Annotated in this window: 16 protein-coding genes; 3 read left to right on the top strand and 13 right to left on the bottom strand. The window is 47.0% G+C overall.

Translation table 11 applies throughout. The annotated features are described in order from the left end of the window. Window positions 1–16: 16 nt before the first annotated feature. The 6 genes from CBX96_RS05940 to ccoN form a co-directional block, all read right to left on the bottom strand. Entirely contained in the window at window positions 17–2,416 is a 2,400-nt protein-coding gene (locus CBX96_RS05940; RefSeq protein WP_109286066.1) for a heavy metal translocating P-type ATPase metal-binding domain-containing protein, read from the bottom strand. 22 nt (window positions 2,417–2,438) lie between these two features. Next, window positions 2,439–2,918 carry a FixH family protein gene (locus tag CBX96_RS05935; protein ID WP_011622774.1) on the bottom strand — a complete coding sequence of 160 codons (480 nt, stop codon included), beginning with the start codon at window positions 2,916–2,918 and terminating at the stop codon, window positions 2,439–2,441. Window positions 2,919–3,028: 110 nt separating this feature from the next. Then, on the bottom strand, window positions 3,029–3,997 hold the full coding sequence (ccoP, locus tag CBX96_RS05930) for a cytochrome-c oxidase, cbb3-type subunit III (RefSeq protein ID WP_011622773.1): 969 nt from the start codon (window positions 3,995–3,997) through the stop codon (window positions 3,029–3,031). Further along, entirely contained in the window at window positions 3,997–4,173 is a 177-nt protein-coding gene (locus tag CBX96_RS05925) for a CcoQ/FixQ family Cbb3-type cytochrome c oxidase assembly chaperone (RefSeq protein ID WP_011072349.1), read from the bottom strand. The genes ccoP and CBX96_RS05925 overlap by 1 nt, the downstream gene beginning before the upstream one ends. Before the next feature lie 11 nt (window positions 4,174–4,184). Continuing rightward, the gene (ccoO, locus tag CBX96_RS05920) at window positions 4,185–4,811 is read right to left on the bottom strand and encodes a cytochrome-c oxidase, cbb3-type subunit II (RefSeq protein WP_011622772.1); all 627 of its coding nucleotides are present in this window, start codon (window positions 4,809–4,811) and stop codon (window positions 4,185–4,187) included. A gap of 12 nt (window positions 4,812–4,823) precedes the next feature. Continuing rightward, entirely contained in the window at window positions 4,824–6,260 is a 1,437-nt protein-coding gene (gene ccoN / locus CBX96_RS05915) for a cytochrome-c oxidase, cbb3-type subunit I (protein WP_011072351.1), read from the bottom strand. A gap of 223 nt (window positions 6,261–6,483) precedes the next feature. Here ccoN and CBX96_RS05910 point away from each other — a divergent pair, with 223 nt between their 5' ends. Continuing rightward, a complete protein-coding gene (locus CBX96_RS05910) occupies window positions 6,484–6,969 on the top strand; it encodes a hypothetical protein (protein ID WP_109286065.1) in 486 nt (161 codons plus the stop codon). A 99-nt stretch (window positions 6,970–7,068) separates the two neighbouring features. On the opposite strand, the gene CBX96_RS05905 is transcribed toward CBX96_RS05910, so the two are convergent. Continuing rightward, complete coding sequence (locus CBX96_RS05905; protein ID WP_109286064.1) at window positions 7,069–8,655, bottom strand: DUF3369 domain-containing protein; 1,587 nt, start codon at window positions 8,653–8,655, stop codon at window positions 7,069–7,071. Between the two features lie 172 nt (window positions 8,656–8,827). Between CBX96_RS05905 and CBX96_RS05900 the strand changes: the two genes are divergently transcribed. Together CBX96_RS05900 and CBX96_RS05895 are read left to right on the top strand one after the other, a co-directional pair. Beyond that, window positions 8,828–9,046 (top strand): hypothetical protein, encoded by a 219-nt coding sequence (locus tag CBX96_RS05900; RefSeq protein WP_089067768.1) that lies wholly within the window; start codon window positions 8,828–8,830, stop codon window positions 9,044–9,046. Window positions 9,047–9,107: 61 nt separating this feature from the next. Beyond that, complete coding sequence (locus CBX96_RS05895; RefSeq protein WP_109286063.1) at window positions 9,108–10,403, top strand: site-specific integrase; 1,296 nt, start codon at window positions 9,108–9,110, stop codon at window positions 10,401–10,403. 1,093 nt (window positions 10,404–11,496) lie between these two features. Here the strand turns inward: CBX96_RS05895 and fdhE are convergent. The 6 genes from fdhE to CBX96_RS05865 form a co-directional block, all read right to left on the bottom strand. Further along, a complete protein-coding gene (fdhE, locus tag CBX96_RS05890) occupies window positions 11,497–12,396 on the bottom strand; it encodes a formate dehydrogenase accessory protein FdhE (RefSeq protein ID WP_109286062.1) in 900 nt (299 codons plus the stop codon). Window positions 12,397–12,398: 2 nt separating this feature from the next. Beyond that, window positions 12,399–13,022, bottom strand: coding sequence for a formate dehydrogenase subunit gamma (locus CBX96_RS05885; RefSeq protein WP_109286061.1), 624 nt, complete (start codon window positions 13,020–13,022; stop codon window positions 12,399–12,401). Continuing rightward, window positions 13,019–13,921, bottom strand: a complete 903-nt coding sequence (gene fdxH, locus CBX96_RS05880; protein WP_037418575.1) for a formate dehydrogenase subunit beta — start codon at window positions 13,919–13,921, stop codon at window positions 13,019–13,021. Before fdxH ends, CBX96_RS05885 begins: the two co-directional genes overlap by 4 nt. A gap of 2 nt (window positions 13,922–13,923) precedes the next feature. Beyond that, on the bottom strand, window positions 13,924–16,941 hold the full coding sequence (gene fdnG / locus CBX96_RS05875) for a formate dehydrogenase-N subunit alpha (RefSeq protein WP_109286060.1): 3,018 nt from the start codon (window positions 16,939–16,941) through the stop codon (window positions 13,924–13,926). A gap of 524 nt (window positions 16,942–17,465) precedes the next feature. Continuing rightward, window positions 17,466–18,368, bottom strand: a complete 903-nt coding sequence (locus CBX96_RS05870) for an SMP-30/gluconolactonase/LRE family protein (protein WP_109286059.1) — start codon at window positions 18,366–18,368, stop codon at window positions 17,466–17,468. A gap of 99 nt (window positions 18,369–18,467) precedes the next feature. Then, a complete protein-coding gene (locus CBX96_RS05865) occupies window positions 18,468–19,319 on the bottom strand; it encodes a DMT family transporter (RefSeq protein ID WP_109286058.1) in 852 nt (283 codons plus the stop codon). Window positions 19,320–19,335: the final 16 nt, after the last annotated feature.

The raw sequence follows: 19,335 nt of genomic DNA, 5'->3' as shown, positions 1-19,335 counted from the left end.
TAAGCCTATTTCATTGTTATAATTTAATTCGTAATAATCTCAAACTGTTACCCACAACAATCAAAGAGCTTGCCGACATACCAAGTGCGGCAATATAAGGCGCAACATGCCCAGTTACCGCCAGCGGTAAAATAAGCGCGTTATAGCCTAAGGCCCAAGCGAGGTTTTGACGAATAATTTGTGTGGTCAGTTTAGCAACCTTGACCGCTTGGGTGAAGCGAGAGAGGTGATCGCCAAGCAGAATGAGATCGGCGCTGTTTTTAGCAATCGCGCTGCCGCTCCCCATCGCCACTGATAAATCGGCGCCCGCCAGTACTGGCGCATCGTTGATGCCATCGCCGAACATCGCAACCGGTGTCGATTGCTGTAGTTTGGTCACAAGGGCCAGTTTATCGGCTGGAGTCAGTCCACTGTGGACATCGCTAATCCCGAGTTCTTTCGCCAATTGATGCACATGCCCTGAGCTATCGCCACTGGCGATACTGACTTTGCAACCTTGTTGCTTCAAAATATCGACGGTTTCTTTGCTATCGACACGGATATTATCTTGGATCTCAATAGTGGCGATGACTTCAAGCTGGCCATTCTGACTGCGGGCGAGCCAAATCAGCTGGTTTGCAAGTTTGGGCTCGGCTGCTGCCCCCGTGAAGCTAGAATTACCAATGCGGTACTCGGTGCCATTAATCAAGCCTTTCACCCCAAAACCCACTTCATGGTGAACTTGCTCGGCAACAACATCGACTTGGGCAAAGCTGGCAAAGGCCGCGGCAATAGGGTGGCGTGAGCCTGATTCTAGCGCTGCTGCGATTGCCAGTACCTGTTCTTTCTTGATATAGCTATGGCATTCAACCTTGGCAATCGATAGGGTGCCGCAGGTGAGGGTACCGGTTTTATCAAATACCACATGTTTGATTTGTGGCAGTTTTTCAAAGACGCCGGCTTTGCGGGTAATAATCCCAAGGCGAGTAAAAATCGCGGTCGCGCAGGTGACGGCGGTGGGAGTTGCCAGCGCAAGCGCGCAAGGGCAAGTTGCCACTAATACCGACAATGTGACCCAAAAGGCATCTTCGGGGGAGATTTGCAGCCATACCAGATAGGTGATCGTCGCAATCGATAAGATAGTGCCTGAGAAATAACGCGACAATTTATCGGCTAGCATAGCCACGGCAGGTTTAGTATTTGAGGCTAATTCCTGCAGGCGAATAATTTCGGCAACCAATTGGTCTTGCCCAAGGGCGGTCACTTTAACCTTAATGGGTTGGTCTAGGTTAATGGTGCCAGCAAATACTTGGCTATCGACGGGCTTTTCAATCGGCATTTGCTCACCGGTGAGCATAGCTTCATTGATGCTAGTATGGCCGTCAACGACGATTCCGTCGGCGGCGACCATTTCGCCGGGTTTAATAAGGATAATGTCCCCGAGACGTAATTTTTTCGCGGGGATCTCTTCTTGCCCTTGGGCCGTAACCAAATGCGCCGTTAACGGCACTAATTTATGGAGATTACTGGAGCTAACGGAAGCTTTTTGTCTTGCCTTCTGCTCGAAATAACGCCCCAGCAGCAGGAAGAAGGTAAACATGGAGACGGATTCAAAATAGACTTCGCCCGTGCCGTTAACCGTCGCAAAGCAACTGGCGATATAGGCGCCGCCAATGGCGATAGAGACCGACACATCCATATTGAGTTTGCCACTGAGCAGGGTGCGAATGGCGCTGAAATAGAAGGGCTGCGCCGAGTAAAGCACCACGGGTGTGGCAAAAATCATGCTCACCCAGCGGAAATAATCCCGATATTGCAAATCCAAATCGGTAAAGTAACCGGTATAGAGGGCGAGGGCGAACATCATCACTTGCATGGTAGCAAAGCCCGCCAAGCCTAAGCGCAGTAAAAATTTGCGGCTATTTTGCTTGGCGGTCAGTTCTTGCTCATCCACTTGATAGGGCGCGGCTTGATAACCAATACGGCTAATTTGCCCAAGAATATCACTGAGTTTAACTTGCTGTTTATCCCAGCTGATCATCGCCCTTTGGGTGGTGGAGTTGACCATCACTTGGCTGACGCCAGGCAGTTGTTTCACTTTATGTTCGATTAACCAAGCGCAGGCCGCACAGGTAATGCCGTCGATGGACAAAGACACAGAGTCACTCTTTTCCTCCGAGTGGACAAAGTCCTGCTGTACTTCGGGTAAATCGTAGGCACTAAACTGATTTAATTCATCAGGTACCAGTGCCGTCTGTTTACTGCCAGGTTCGGTTCGAAACTTGTAATAGCTTAATAAGCCTGCATCCACAATGGCTTGGGATACCGCTTGGCAGCCTGGGCAACACATGAGTTCATCGCGGTCATTAATGCGGGTGACAAACTGAGTCCCAGTGAGCACGGGCTCATTACAGTGAAAACAACTTGGATGTGTCATAGCAATATTCATTCAACCACAATTAGTTCAACCACAATTGGACGTTGTCTTTGAGTTCGACACGTTGATGAATACGCCATTTACCGTCAAAACCTTCGAGGCGGACTTCCCAAGCACCCGTTAATACATCGGGCAGAGTAATGCGATACACATGGTTAGCATCGGCCGTTACCGTCATCTTGATGTCTTTTTCGGCAATCGTTGGGTGATAAAATTCGACTTTTAACGCGGCTTGATAGGCTGGTCCACCGTGTTGGGTGAAGAGTACTTCGTGGTGATTTTGTTCGAGTTGCCATTGCATGCCAAGTTGCTTGGCATATTTGACTTTACTCAAGTCCATGTTGATGGCTTTGCCTTCTTTGTAATAATCCTCGGCGACTAGAGAGTCAGAGTTAGAGAGGGCAATTTTTAGCGTGGTAAAACTTGCGACGACGGCACACAAAGGAAGAATAATTAAAAACCAAGGCCAAAACTGCTTATACCAGGGTTGTTGTTCGCTCATGTTAAATACCCATAATAAAAATTTGCGCCATTTTACCGTTAAAAGGTGGCTTTAGCACTTTAAAAAAAAGGCCTCGACGTTATCGAGGCCTTAGCGTTACTCACATCTAATTACTTGTTTGACAAGCTATAAACATAAGCTGCGATCACGTGGACTTTCTCTTCACCGAGAACGTCTTTCCATGCTGGCATTACGCCTGCGCGGCCGTGCTTGATCGTTTCTTCGATCATGCCGCGGCTACCGCCATATAACCAAACATCGTCAGTTAAGTTAGGTGCGCCCATGAGTTTGTTGCCTTTTGCGTCCATACCGTGACACGCAAAACAACCCTTCATAAATGACCCTTGACCCTGAGCGGCGAGTTTCTCGTCGTGCTCACGGCCAGATAACTTAACTACGTACTCGGCCAGACCAGCAATTTCGCTATCGTCGATTGGCAAACCACCTTTTGGTGGCATCATGCCATGACGACCGTTCATGATAGTGGTCTTAATGGTCGCTAAATCGCCACCGTATAACCAATCACTGTCGGTCAGGTTAGGGAAGCCTTTGCTACCACGTGCGTCAGAGCCATGGCACTGCGCGCAGTTTTGTAGGAACAAACGACCGCCCACTTTCAACGCTTCTTGGTTTTTCACTAACTCTTCGAGTGGTGTAGCCAAGTAAGCCGCGAAGATTGGGCCATATTTTTCGTTAGCATGTTTAACTTCTTGATCATACTGAACGTACATGCCTTCTTTTGCAGCCAGCTCAACCGCTGCTGCAGAATCGGCTTTAATACCTTTCTCTGTACCAATGCTCTGGTTAGAGCTGGTCCAGTTCAGTAGACCTTTGTAGTTACCTAAACCTGGGAAGAGGGCTAAGTAAACCAGGCCAAACACGATAGTGATATAGAACATATAACTCCACCATTTTGGCAGTGGGTTATTGAGTTCTTCGATACCATCGAAACTGTGACCCATAGATTCGCCTTCTTTTACATCCGTGGTGTTCTTTGAACACACACGCAGCAACAGAAAACATCCTGCGATCACAATTAACGAGAGTACGCTAATCCAAATACTCCAGAAGCTACTCATCACTTATTCTCTCCTGAGTCCTTCGATTCCTTGCTGATTTCCTCATCGGAAAACACAAGATTGGCTGCTTCATCAAAGGATTTTTGACGACGCGAGCTATATGCCCAAGCAAATATACCGACGAAGGTCAGCATCACAATGATGGTTAAAATACCTTGTAATGTGCCGTAATCCATATATTGCCTCCTTATTTGAGTGCGTGACCCAAAGACTGAAGATATGCAATCAAGGCTTCCAGCTCTGTCTTACCTTCAACAGCTTTCTGAGCGCCTGCGATTTCTTCATCGGTGTAAAGATCATTACCTTTGTAACCGCCTTTGTGCATGTTACGCAGAATAGTCATCTTGTCGCCGGTTAACTTGCCGTCTAACTTGTTTTCGGCAAGCCATGGGAAGCCTGGCATATTCGATTGAGGGACCACTGCACGAGGATCGATTAAGTGAACTTCATGCCATTTATCGCTGTAGCGACCGCCAACACGAGCCAAGTCTGGACCAGTACGCTTAGAACCCCATTGGAATGGGTGATCCCAAACAGACTCACCGGCAACAGAGTAGTGACCGTAACGTTCAGTCTCTGCACGTAAAGGACGGATCATCTGGCTGTGGCAGTTGTAGCAACCTTCACGCACATAGATGTCACGACCTTCGAGTTGCAGGGCAGTGTAGGGTTTCAAACCTTCAACAGGCTCAGTGGTATCTTTTTGGAAAATCAACGGCGTGATTTCTACCAAGCTACCGAAGCTGATAGCGATAACAGTGAAGATCGCTAACAAACCGATGTTTTTTTCAACTATCTCATGATTAAATTTCATCGAGTTTGCTCCTTAAGCCGCTTTTGCTTCAGCCAGTGCTGGCAATGAATCTTTAGAGGCTTTCACAGTACGGATCACGTTGTATGCCATGATCAGCATACCGGTTAAGAAGAAACAACCGCCGAGGAAACGTACGAAGTAGAAAGGATAAGAAGCTTCCAGACTTTCAACAAAGCTATAAGTCAAAGTACCATCAGCGTTAACTGCACGCCACATCAGACCTTGCATTACACCAGAAATCCACATAGACACGATGTAAAGTACAGTACCGATAGTTGCTAACCAGAAATGCACGTTAACTAACTTGATACTGTACATACGGCCATGGCCGAACAGTACTGGGATCAAGTGATACAGAGAACCGATAGACACCATTGCAACCCAGCCTAGCGCGCCTGAGTGAACGTGACCGACAGTCCAGTCTGTGTAGTGAGATAAAGCGTTAACTGTCTTGATGGCCATCATCGGACCTTCGAAGGTCGACATACCGTAGAAAGACAGAGAAACCACTAAGAAACGCAGTACTGGGTCAGTACGCAGTTTGTGCCATGCGCCAGATAAGGTCATGATACCGTTGATCATACCACCCCAAGATGGTGCGAACAGGATCAGTGACATCACCATACCTAAAGACTGAGTCCAGTCTGGCAGGGCAGTGTAGTGTAAGTGGTGAGGACCTGCCCAAATGTACAGTGCGATCAGTGCCCAGAAGTGCACAATCGACAGACGATATGAGTAAACAGGACGACCCGCTTGCTTAGGAACGAAGTAGTACATCATACCTAAGAAGCCTGCGGTTAACAGGAAGCCTACCGCATTGTGACCATACCACCATTGCACCATGGCATCGACCGCGCCACTGTACATAGAGTATGACTTGAACAAGCTAACAGGAACGGCCATTGAGTTCACGATGTGAAGCACGGCAACCGTAATGATAAATGCACCAAAGAACCAGTTCGCTACGTAAATATGCGATGTTGTTCGTTTGATAATAGTGCCGAAGAACACTATTGCATAGGATACCCAAACGATGGTGATGGCAATATCGATTGGCCATTCTAATTCAGCATATTCTTTACCGCTGGTGTAACCCATTGGCAGAGTGATGGCTGCTGACAGAATGATGGCTTGCCATCCCCAAAACGTAAATGCAGCTAATTTAGGTGCAAATAGTCGGGTTTGACAGGTGCGTTGTACGACATAATAGGATGTTGCAAAGAGGGCTGATGTTCCGAACGCGAAGATTACCGCATTGGTATGTAATGGTCGCAAGCGACTATACGTAAACCAAGGAGTATCAAAGTTCAGATGTGGCCAGATTAACTGAGCCGCAATTAATACACCGACTGACATACCAACAATACCCCACAAAACTGTGGTTAAGGCAAATTGGCGGACAATGGTGTAATTGTAATCAGCGCCTGTTGGCTGGGAATGGTTCATCATAATGCTTCCACTGCTTATTACTTTTACTTTTAGTAAAGACAAGCTTTACCTGTTATATATGACACAAAATCCACTTCCCTATTAGGGTTGTGAAGCCATGTCAATGCGTTACCCTACACATTTGTGCTCAAATATGAGGTTTCGCAATGATACTTGAGCCATGTCAAAAAAGATACCAAAGAAGGGGGCTGGAAAGTTGATCTAGATCAACCTACGCCATAGAATGTTAACATCTTGCATCACAAGGTTAATTTTTGTGCTTATTCGCAAACTTCTCCCACTCTATCTCATGCTAGTTATGATGAATCTCACAGCTTGCAATGAAAAGACCACGCAACAGATAAAAACAATGCCCGCTGACCCGACACTTTGTGCCTTTACACAGGGGGATTGTATTAAACGCATTGGCGATTTAGAGCTGAGCATTAGTCTAACACCAGCGCATGCACCGAGCGAAAAACCATTAACATTGAAGCTATTATCATCCGATACTATCGAAAACCTTCAGATCCGTTTAGAAGGCAGAGACATGTTTATGGGGGTTATACCTGTTAATCTTCGTGAAGTGAATAAAACCACCTATGAAGGGCAGATGATTTACGGCGCTTGCAGCAGTGGATACATGGTCTGGCGAGGATTTATCAGTTTTAACCGAAATGGTGTTCAACAAGCCGTCGTTTTTGACTTTCTGGCCGATAATCCGAGTTGATTGGAACGATTGAGGCAAATAAAACCTTATTTCGTGAGTTTTTGCTGAAAAAATTGCAGATACAGCTATTTACCATTCAGTTAATACTGATTTTTAAGGTTATTTTAATGACTCGTCATGATCCTTCCAGTTATCTTTGACTCGAACAAAGATATCGATGTTATTGATAAAGAGTTCGAGCAAATCTGGGTCAAAATGTTTACCTGCACCTTTACGCATTTCGACAATAACATCCTCTAATGGCCAGGCAGCTTTGTAGCATCTTGCGTGTGATAGGGCGTCGAACACATCTGCGATAGCAACGATGCGGGCAAAAATGTGAATTTGATCTTGTTTTAAGTTGCTTGGATAGCCTGAGCCGTCATATTTTTCATGGTGTTGTAGGGCGATAATCGCCGCTGCTTTTAAAATTGGCCGCTCGGAATTGGCGAGGATCTGGTATCCAATGCTGGGGTGCTGACGCATTACAGACCATTCTTGGTCATCTAATTTGCCAGGTTTAAGTAATACCGCATCGGGGATCGCGATTTTACCTATATCGTGCATTGGAGAGGCGCGGCGCAATAAGTCGGCTTCGGTCTCGGTTAACCCCGCCAGTAACGCCAGTTGGGCACAATATTCCGCCATGCGTTTAACATGATTGGCGGCTTCTTTAGAACGACTCTCGACCACATCGCCCAAACGCAGGATCAGTTCTGATTGAGTATCTTCCACCTCTTGATTCAAGAGGAGATTCTCAAACGCAACCCCGACGTTTATCGCAAAAATATCGACTAGCTTTTTATCCAAATCATCAATTTTATCAATGCCATCCATATAGAGCAGGTTAATAAGGCCGCTCTTTGTCGGAAAATAGCCGATAAAACAATTGTCTTCGTATAAGCAGCGTTTTTGCATTAAGGCGCTACGCAACAGCGTGGCAATATGCTCAGGGAGTTCTTTATGTGAAGGACTATTGGCAAACTGCCCTGTACCGGCGAGGATTTCAATTTCAGCCGTATCCACATGGCCACTAATCGCATCCATCGCATTGCAGGTCAGCAGCAAGGTTTCGGTATCAAGATTGAGCAGAGTCGCGACTTGGGTGAGTAGGCCATCGGCAAATCGATGTAAGGTTCTGAGTTCAAAGAGACCCGAGGTGGCTTCAAGCACCCGCTCTAAGCCCTTACGATGATTAACTTGCGCTCGTCTTGCTTGCTCGATTTCCATAATGTCGCGATAGGAGCGAAGGGCAGAGTAGACGCTGGTCATGAGTTTACGGGAATCGAGTTCAGATTTAGCTTTGTAATCATTGATATCGTAATTGACTATGACATCCTCTTCGGGGGCTTGTCCGGGCTGGCCAGTACGGAGAATGAGTCGAATATTTTTGTTCACTTGCACTTCGCGGATCCATTTAACCAGCTCGAGTCCCGCATGGTCGCTTTCCATCACCACATCGATAAAAGCAACGGCAATGTCTTGTTCTTGGGCGAGCAGCTCCTTTGCCTGTTCGCCACTGTAGGCATTAATAAAGGTGAGGGCACGGCCATCGAGGCGAAAACGGGAAAGGGCGAGTTTAGTCACGGTATGGACATCGGGCTCATCATCGACAACAAGGATCTTCCAGGGGGCCCCAGAGGTAGAGGTTTCAGTGGTTTTCTTAGTGGAGAACAACGGCTTTTTGTTTGTAAGATCAATCACCATCCGGTACCTCAACACGTAAAGGAGCAGCACACAGTTAGAGTGTAGTAGAAGCCAATCAGATCAGTTGAAAATAATTAAGATAGTGGGGGGAGTTAGCATAATTACATTAACCTTGTTGATAACTATTCTCATTTTAGTATTATCGACACAGGATTAATCGCAGGGGATTTATATGGCTGAACGGATCAATCTATCCATATCAGAGGAGAAACTCGCGCAGCTTATTCGCGAAGGCACGTTATGTGCGGCGGACTTTTCTTGTCTCGATAGTCAATCAAAACGTAAAGTCTGGCAGCTTTGTCTGATTTGCTGCCAAAAACGCATCGGTTGCCAGCAATGTACGCAAACGAGCTGTCCACAAATTGAGTTTTTGGTTAATGCCGATAAATAACGTTATCGGCATTTGCATTTAAGTATTATCATGCAATAAACCATTAAATTTTAAAGTTAATATGCAGCTTCCTCCAGTATTGCCATTATTTGATTCAATTCAATTCATACAAGACGGCAACAGTGTGGTGAATCAATACATCACACAAGTCAGCCTTGCAGATGTACCTGATGCGGGTTTAGTAATGGAACACGCAACTGATTGGTTATTCGAGCAAAAACACAGTGAAAACAACTATAAAGCCTATCGGAGTGAAGTAACAACGTTCCTACATTGGTGTTTTGATGTCGCGAAAATGTCGCCCACACAGGTGTTACGTAAGGATATGAGTCGCTATGTGGATTATTGCTTGGCGCCACCAATAACGCTAATCGGTTACTTTAACGTGCCACAGTTTAAACTCGATAAATTGCGGGATGAGCGAGTGCCTAACAGCCTTTGGCGGCCATTTGTCGGCAAGAAAACCCTTGGGCAAGTACAGCCTTATGTGTTGAGCGATAACGCCTTAAAGACCAAGATTGCTATTTTATCCTCGTTTTATAGCTATTTAATGAGTGAGGAGTTTTGCGAGCGTAATCCCGCGCAAATTTGGTTGAATCACAGTCGTTTTGCGCAAAACAAGCAGTATCAAAGACAAACTGATGAAGATGAAAACAGCTTGGCTTTCACAGAATTACAGTGGTCCTATGTGATGAGCACTGTGACTCAGCTGGCAGAAACGACGCCTGAATTACACCAACGTAGTTTGTTTTTGATTTCATTGATTTATTCCTGTTATTTGCGTATTTCAGATGTTTCGGCTCGGGTCGGCTATTCGCCCGTGATGGGGCAATTTAGGCAAAATCCACAGACTGGTATTTGGAGTTTTCACATTCCACTCAGTAAAGGTGGTAAAAAACGTAGCGTGGCGATTTCTAAGGCGTTACTCGATGGTTTGGTTAAATACAGGCAATTTTTGGGGCTGTCAGATTTTCCAAGCCAAGGCGAACATCATCCTTTGTTTGTTCGCCATCGCGCCGCCGGTCGTGGCCGCGACGCGGGTCTTGTAAATGCCAATCTTGGGATCAGGCAAATTCGTGAAGACATCCAAACCATTATCAATCTCGCGGCGGATAATGCTCAAACCGATGGCTTTAATCAGGATGCCGAGCAAATGCGAAAACTCACCGCACATAACATTCGGCACACGGGGATCACCCATGATATCAACATCAATCGTCGACCGTTGTCACACGTACAAGCCGATGCGGGTCATGAGAGTATCGACACCACATCGAAATATTTGCATACCACACAAATAGAAAGACATGAAAGCGCCTTTAATAAGCCATTAGACCATTTACGAGGGATTGACTAGTACCGCGCTGGCATCCCAAATCCCTCTCACACAAGGCTGCGCACAATGTATATTATGTTAAATGGAATGTGGGTGGATATGGTTGATTACCTTTCCCTATGTAAATGACTGAGTTTCATTAATCCCTCTCACTAGTCACTGACGGCATCAGGGTTAAGGATGCGTTTAATGAATTTATTTAAAGGCGTTTCTACGTGAATATTTGGCTAGGATTGCCCTCAAGTTGTGCAGATTTCACGTAGCGCACGAATGTGACTAAAGGATTGTGATTACAAGGATTGATGATTTAACGATAAGTTCGGGTGGACTCGCTTCATGCGCTATTAATGAGTGCGTTGAGTTACCTCGCTAAATCGCGTTGTTTAGTCACGCCTATTTTTGGTGTAAAACTCACAATATGCAGATCCCCGCAATCTACCATCAGTTGAATCGTCTTTGAGCAAAATGCCTGTTGTGCAATGCGCCTAAATTATCCAAATTCCCAGAGCATTACGATTCAATGCTGTTAAACCTAACCACACAAAGAAGTCTGTTGGCTTGAATGATGATTTCAATTCCACACTCGCTATCCCAGTCGCATTAGAGTTCAAGATGCATAGCGCCATCGTTGTTTGCCGCTGGGTTTCTAGGTTCAGACAAACGGGTATGAGTGACTTAAGTATTCTTATGGAATGATTGAAGCTGCTTGGTTCGCTTTGTGGATAAAAACTTTTTAATGCCGAGTGTAATCTTGACACAATAAAACCACTATATTTAGCTAAGTAATTATAAATAAAGCAGTTTAAACTCAGCTTCGAAAAATCCAATATTGTTTCATCTAGGCATTCCACATGGTTTTTATAACCATTAAGGCCTAATAATGCTTTGGCTATAAAGTGAAGGGGTCGTGCTGTGTTAGAGATAATGCGAAAGGGCATTCGAATTGATACAGCGTATGCCAAAAAGCCTGATAACCGCCCCACTCTGACTTTATCAGTGAGTGAGTTTGATATCACAGTCAATGACCATTCGGTCACAACTTAAGTGGTGACCGAATGGAACATGTTTAGCAAAGGCCATCCATGGCCTTGTTTATTCAATCCTTTTTTATTGGTTAGGCCTCATGTGCAAGTAACAGCGGATTTACCGTTGTCGCACCATAGCCCTTTGCATTGAGCTCGGCATCCAATCCCAGCGTTGCGATATCATCGGCAGCCGCATCCAACAATGGCAAACGGTTGGTAAACAACATCTTAGTGTATCCCTTACACGTCTCACAGCTCTCAATTCGCACGTTGGCTTTATGATCGTCAAAGGACCAAATGGACATCTCCCGAGATTGTTCGCAGCAAGTACAATGGGCACGCACATAATGCCACTCAGTTTCGCACAGACTGCAATGCAGATAACGCAGCCCTTCGCGGGGTTTATCGACAATCATGCTGGCGACCGGATGACTGCCGCACACAGGGCATAAGCTGGATTGCTTAACCCGATTGACATCCATACGTGCAATCACCATGGGCGCCCAATGGGACCAATACAGTGACAAACCCGCCCAGATAAATAAGCTGAACTGTGCGGGTACGGCACTAAACTGCCCTTGCCTTAGTTGATTGCCCCACTCTAGCAATTGAGCTGGTGACTGCTGTTGTAGCTCTTGTATCACAGGCACTAAATGCGCAGGTACTTGAGATACCAATTCTGTCAGCAGTGCTTGCAATGGCTGTAACCAAGCTTGGGCCTTAGCAGTTTGACTCACTGACAGCGGAAATTGGACCTCAGGGTCAATCTTTGGCGCTGGGCCCATTTCCGTTGCAGCCAGTTTTTGCTGCGCCGACACAAGGATTTGGCAAAGCTTAAGATAATCCGCCAGCGGAGAATCCTGCGCTAATTGGGCTAAACGACGTGCTCTATGTTGATAAACTTTCTCAGGATCTGCCGCTTTTAGCGGTTTCAATGTTAAGGGAGATTTATCAACAAAACTTAACGGGATATCGCTGGCCATCTTCATTGCTATTTTTCCTCGTGTTCTTCTAACATGGCTGGATGGTGCTTACGGGCCCAAGCCTTAGAGACTTTGCCGTAGAGCATCCCAGTGATAGAGCCTTCAATCCAGCAGGCCATCCACACATGCACCACGAGGGAGAGCAGCATTAACACGCCGCAGGCCGAGTGGACTAAGGTGGCCCAATTGACGGCTTCTGCCGAGAACATGGGCGCAAAATATGGCTGCCACATCATGATGCCGCTGATCAGAAACGCCAGCACAAAAACAACAAAGGCGCGGAATAACATTTTCTGACCTGGGTTGTAATGGCCCACGGGCGGAATGTTCTCTTCTTTCTGCAGCAACACCCACACCACGGCTTTCATCCAGGGCAAATCGTATTTATTCCACTTATTGTGCTGGTAGTAGCGGATCAACATCACCGCCAGCAGCAGACACATGGCGATCCCGAAGAATGGATGCATCACTTTTGCCAGCTGTGGTGTGCCAACAATGCCACTGAGCCACTGGAACGAGGGATAAAAAAACGAGAATCCCGTTAGAAAGGTCACTAGGCCAACAAAGACTATGGTCCAGTGGCACAGGCGATCTACGAGCTTATGACGGACAATCATTTCTTTATGATTCATAGCTTTTCCTCCTCTTTGACTCCGGCATCAATGTAACCTGGCTGATCTTCCTCGACGATGTTGCGCCCTACTGCAATGCGGTGCATCAGGGCGAACGCCGCCGTTGCGAGCAAGCCTGCGGTGCCCAAAGGTTTAAGCCAATCTTGACGCCACTCGGTGGCGGCGGGGATTTGCGGATCCTTGGGCATACCATAGCTTTCGGGTTGCGTGATGTCGTGGAGGATCATCATCATATGCGTACCACCAACCCCTTCGGGGTTATAGAGTCCCGCCTTGGTAAAACCGCGTTCCTTTAACTGCTCGACGCGTTTTTCGGCATAGAACAACATGTCTTCACGGGTGCCAAAACGCAGCGCTCCCACGGTGCAGGTTTTAACGCAGGAAGGCTCGAGGCCAACGGCGAGCCTATCGGAGCACAGGGTGCACTTATAGGCTTTGTTATCTTTGGCGCTGATCTTAGGCACATTGAAAGGACAGGCACTGGCGCAATAGCCGCAGCCAATACATTTGTTCGAGTCAAAATCCACTGTGCCATTAGCATGTTGCACAATCGCGCCGCTGGTTGAACAAGCTTTTAAGCAGGCTGGATCGGCGCAGTGCATACAGGCAGTGTGGGTAAATTGCCAACGCAACTTATTGTTATCCATCACTTCGTGATACTGCATTATGTTCCAGCTCTCCGGAGACAGTGTCATTGGGTTCTGGTAACTGCCTTGGAAAGTGCCGACATCTTCACGAAGGTCATTCCATTCGGAGCAGGCAACCTGACACGCTTTACAGCCGGTACATTTAGTCGCATCAAACAGCTTAGTCACCTGCTGGACCGCACCAATGCGCGCCTGGGACGCTGGGGTGATATCCGTGGTGCCTGAGATGCGGATAATATCTTGAGAAGCCATAATTAGAAGCCCTCCGCTTTGGCAATATTCACAAGGAATGCTTTATATTCAGGGGTTTGGGTATTGGCATCGCCCACAGATGAAGTTAGCTCGTTGACGATATAACTCTTCTGCGTCAAAGCCTCATAACTGCCATGGCGTGGAATACCTATGGTGTGAACTTTTTTGCCCTGAACCATCATGGGTTGGAGTCGTTTAGTGACATAGGCCTTAGTGACAATATGCGAGCGTTTAGAACTCACCTTGACCCAATCACCGTTATTGATGCCCTTTTCCGCCGCCAAGATTTCATCGATTTCGATAAAGTGTTGTGGCTGGGTAATCGCAGCAAGGTGGCAATGTGTGGTCCAGTTGTTGAAGTGTTCCGTCATTGAGTAAGTGGTGCCAACATAGGGGAATTCTTCATTGGTACCAAAGCTTTCACGTAAGCCTTTGAACATCCGTGCCACCGGGTTATTGGTGACCTTAGGATGCAGCGGATTACTCGCCAGTGGTGATTCAAACGGTTCATAATGCTCTGGGAATGGGCCATCTTTTAAGTCACGCAGCGCAAATAAGTGGCCAACGCCATCGGCTTGCATGATGAAAGGATGGGCCGATTCTTCGGCATTCAATTTGGCATTAAAATCTGGCACATCAATGCCCTGCCACTTGTTGTCCTTATACTCGAGCAGCACACGGCTTGGATCGCGCGGCTTACCTTGCACGTCGCATGATGCGCGGTTGTACAAGATGCGGCGGTTTGCAGGCCAAGCGAATGACCAATTCGGGGTAATGCCTTTACCCGATGGATCGCTATTATCGCGGCGCGCCATCAAGTTGCCCGCTTCGGTCCACATGCCTGAGTAAACCCAAATACCGCATGAGGTTGAGCCATCGGCTTTTAATTCGGAGAAACCATTTAGCAGCTTACCGGTCGTGAGATCATAACCGTTCATCTCCCGCGCGATTTCCTCTGAACTGGGTTCATGCTCAATCGCATAGTCCCATTTAATCGCTTCGATAGGCGCAGGTAAACGGCCGCCCTCTTCACGGTATAAACGTTTTAATTCCAGCATGATGCCAGAAAGGATCGCAGGATCAGATAAGGCTTCACCGGGAGGATTAGCGCCCTTAAAGTGCCATTGTAACCAGCGGCTCGAGTTAGCAATTGAACCACTTTCCTCAGCAAAACAGGTAGTTGGTAAGCGGAAGACTTCGGTTTGGATACTGGCGGTATCTACATCGTTAAATTGACCCGCATTGCGCCAGAAACTCGAGGTTTCGTTCGCGAGCGCATCGAGCACCACTAAAAACTTTAAATTTGATAAGCCCTTAGACACTTTTTGCTTATCGGGTTGGGAGTTAAGCGCGTTGATGCCTTGGATAAAGTAGCCGTTAACCTCACCGTGAACCATCATGTCGATTTGCTTGTTGATATCGTACTGTTGGTCCCATTTTGGCAGCCAGTCATAACCATAATCATTCTCTGCCATTGCATGTTCACCGAAGAAGGCTTTTAACAACGACACGGTAAAGGCTGGGTAATTGTGCCAATAGTTGGTTTGGTTTGGTCTTAAGGCTTTAGGGGTGTAATGGGCTAAATAGTTTTGTAAATCAACATCTCTATCCTGTGGCAGTTTAAGGTAGCCAGGTAATCCTTGGCACAATAAACCTAAGTCCGTCGCCCCCTGTACGTTTGAGTGACCGCGCAGTGCATTCACGCCGCCGCCCATGATCCCCATATTGCCAAGCAGCAATTGGATCATCGCCATGGTACGGATGTTTTGCGCGCCAACGCTGTGCTGTGTCCAACCAAGGGCATACAGGAAGGTGGCAGCTTTATGGTCAACATGGGTCGCCCCAATTTGCTGACACACTTCAAGATAGGCTTCTTTCGGCGTCCCTGTGATGCTGGATACCGTGTCAGGATCGTAGCGATCGACGTGTTTTTTCAGCAGGTTAATCACGCAGCGAGGATGGCTTAAGCTTGGGTCAACTTTTGCGTAACCCTCTTCATCTAACTCATAGAACCAAGTGGATTGGTCGTATTTATGGTTAGCCTCATCATAGCCACTGAATAAACCGTCATTAAATTCAAAGTCTTCCCGCACGATAAACGAGGCGTTGGTATAGGCTTTGACATAATTAAGGTTGATTTGCTGGGTTTCGAGCAGGTAGCGGATCATGCCGAGCAGGAAGGCAATATCAGTGCCTGAACGAATAGGCGCATATAAATCGGCGACGGCAGCACTGCGGTTAAAGCGCGGATCGACCACAATCAACTTGGCGTTGTTATGCTCCATCGCCTCTGTCACCCAACCAAAGCCGACGGGATGCGCTTCGGCAGCGTTACCGCCCATCACTATGGCCAGATCGGTATTTTTCATATCCGCCCAGTGGTTAGTCATAGCACCACGGCCAAAGGTGGGCGCCATTGCGGCCGGTGTTGGGGCGTGGCAAACACGGGCGATGTTATCTATGCCTAACATACCAATGGCACGGCCAAATTTATGGGTAATGTAGCAGCCTTCGTTTGCTTGGGCCGATGAGGTCATCATCCCTAGGCTGACTAAGCGGTTAACGGTTTGACCCTGGGCATTTTTCTCAACCAGGTTAGCATCGCGCTCGTCTTTGATAAGCCTTGCGATTCGCTTAAAAGCCTCATCCCAGCTAATGCGCTGCCATTTATCCGAACCGGGTAAACGCACTTCGGGATATTTTAAACGGTGCGGACTGTTCACATAGTCAACCAGTCCTGCCCCTTTTGGACACAGGGCGCCGCGGTTAATCGGATTATCGGCATCGCCCTCGATATGAAAAATGCTCTGCTCCGCATTTTTCCCATTACTGCTTTGGCTGTACATCAACAAACCACAACCCACAGAGCAGTAGCAACAATTGTTACGCGTCTCTTTTGCGCGTAGCAATTTAAAACCTCTGACGGATGCAAATGCCTTTTCGGACATTAACCCCAGTGCAGAAATAGCAGAAGTCGCGGCTCCTACAGCACAGAGTTTAAAAAACTGTCGTCTATTCATTGTCATTTCACACACTCTCTTTTATGTGCTCACAAGTTGCAGCGAATACGCTGCATGCTTGAGTAGAGAACTTAACCCTACTCTTGGTGCGAGTATAAAAAAGTGACTAATAATGACAATTTCTGACAGGTGATCAAAGTCACATTAAGCATTCAATAGCATAAATGCCTAAATACAAGAATTTAAAATGCCACTCATTAGATTAATGCGCTTTGTTTGCGCAAACGAAAAGAGTTAAATGCTTTTATTGATATGGACATTTTGATTAGCCATTTTGTCCACTTTGTACCAATTTCCGATGGGCGTAAATCTTATTGTTGATGCGCATCACAAAAGTGGCGCCAGTTGCTCAGATTATGAGTGAAAATACCGATTAGCTGCTTTTTGAGCAAGATCACAATTTAAGGTAAATGATTGGGGCAACAAACGGTGATTTTACCTGAAATTATGGTAAATCGTTTTTGGCTAAGGGATTGATGTGTGGCTGTGATAACAAGATTTACGCTAAAAACGCTGATCTAAACTTATAGCTGCCCGCAAAAACGAGGGCTGTTTACACCATAAATACCCTGTAATGGGTAGATAAACACATCGCCTGCTTGCGGCTCTTGGTCTAATTGCGATGCGTCAAGTGAGTGTTTGGCACTGGTGACTATCAGTAAATCACGCTTTTCGCCGCCAAAGGCGATGCTGGTTGGGTGGGTAACGGGTAATTTGAGGATAAGATCGACTTCACCATCGGGACGATAGCGCACCACCTGGCCACCGCCCCACTGGGCATTCCAGAGATAACCCGCCGCATCGACATCTGAACCATCAGGGAAAATATGATGGCTCGTGCTCGCAAAGAGGCGCTTACGACTCAATAACCCCTGCTCAATATCAAAATCATATTGATAGATTTGGTGTTTTGGCGAATCAGCATGGTAGAGCGTTCGCCCATCTACGCTCCAGCACAGGCCGTTGGAGATTTCGAGATTTGTAAGGTGTTGGTGGCAAAGACCTTTCTCATCTAGACAATACAGGGCTGCGGTTTGTTGCAACGTATCGCGCCGCTCAACCATAGTGCCCGCCCAAAAACGCCCTTGCCTATCGATGCGACCATCATTAAAGCGATTGCCAGCAAAATGAGATTCTGGCTGCGCCAACCATGTCAGGCTTTGATCTTCAATATCATAAGTTGCAATACCGATATCGAATGCGACGATAAGTGTTGTGGGCTTTGCCGTGAGGCCAAAGGAGCCGACGCGGTGCGGCATGGGGAAAGTCTCTAAGGAGCGGCTCGCGAGATGAAAACGATAAATCACAGAGGATAAAATGTCGGTCCACCAAATGGATTGGTGTAACTCATCCCACAGCACACCTTCACCAAGGCGGTTGCCCACAGGGATGGTCATCAACAGATCGCCAACCGTGACCGTTTGCATGATTTACTCAAGACGTCCTTTTACCCAGAATGACCTTATTCTTAAACAAGGTGTTGGCAGACGCAAGGGCAAAAGGAAAAGATAAATGTTTCTTTCTATTTAGCTTTTATTTTGTGGCGCAGATTTGCTGAGGACAACCAGTGCAATGCCACCGAGGATGGCGCAGGAGGCTAGCAGTAATCGAAGGCTTAGGGGTTCATCCAGCAATAGCACCCCGCCAACCGCGGCAATTAACGGCACACTCAACTGTACAGTGGCGGCGTAGGTGGATGACAATAAAGGTAAAATGGAATACCAAATCGCATAACCTAAGCCTGAAGCGATGACGCCCGAGGCTAACGCATAGATAATTCCCATCTGACTTACTGCTAAGGGATCTCGAAATAATAACATTAATAACAGTGCCATCGGCACAGTGCGGATAAAGTTGCCTGCACTGACAGGAATGGGATGCTTGGCTCCCTTACCCTTAATCGAATAAATCCCCCAAGCGACCCCAGCGCTTATCATCAACAATGAACTCATTAGTGGCGGCGCTGACAGCCCAGGTAACAGCAGAAAAATCAAACCGACAGCGGCGCAGGCCAATCCAAGCCATTGTCTGGTATTAAAGATTTCTTTTCGGTACAGCCCATAGCCAATCATGGTGGCTTGTACGGCACCAAAGAGTAACAGAGCGCCCATTGAGGCCGTCATATTAATATAGGCATAAGAAAATCCCGCTGCGTAGACAAACAATGCCAAGGCTGAGCCCCAATGGCCCTTGGCCTCCAGCGCAGGTTTGTTGAGGCTTAATAGCCAGAGCATGATGGCACCCGATAACAACCGGATCAGGGTAAAGCTGCCCGCATCGATACTGCCATCCTTTAACGCGAGTCGGCAAAGTATCGAGTTACAGGCAAAGGCCAACATGGTGAGCGTTGTCAGCGTAAATAGACGAAAAACAGTCATTAGATTCCTTAGTCAC

The sequence above is a fragment of the Shewanella sp. BC20 genome (genome assembly GCF_003129585.1).
Classification (GTDB): domain Bacteria; phylum Pseudomonadota; class Gammaproteobacteria; order Enterobacterales; family Shewanellaceae; genus Shewanella; species Shewanella seohaensis.
This window is presented reverse-complemented; position numbering and strand designations above follow the sequence as displayed.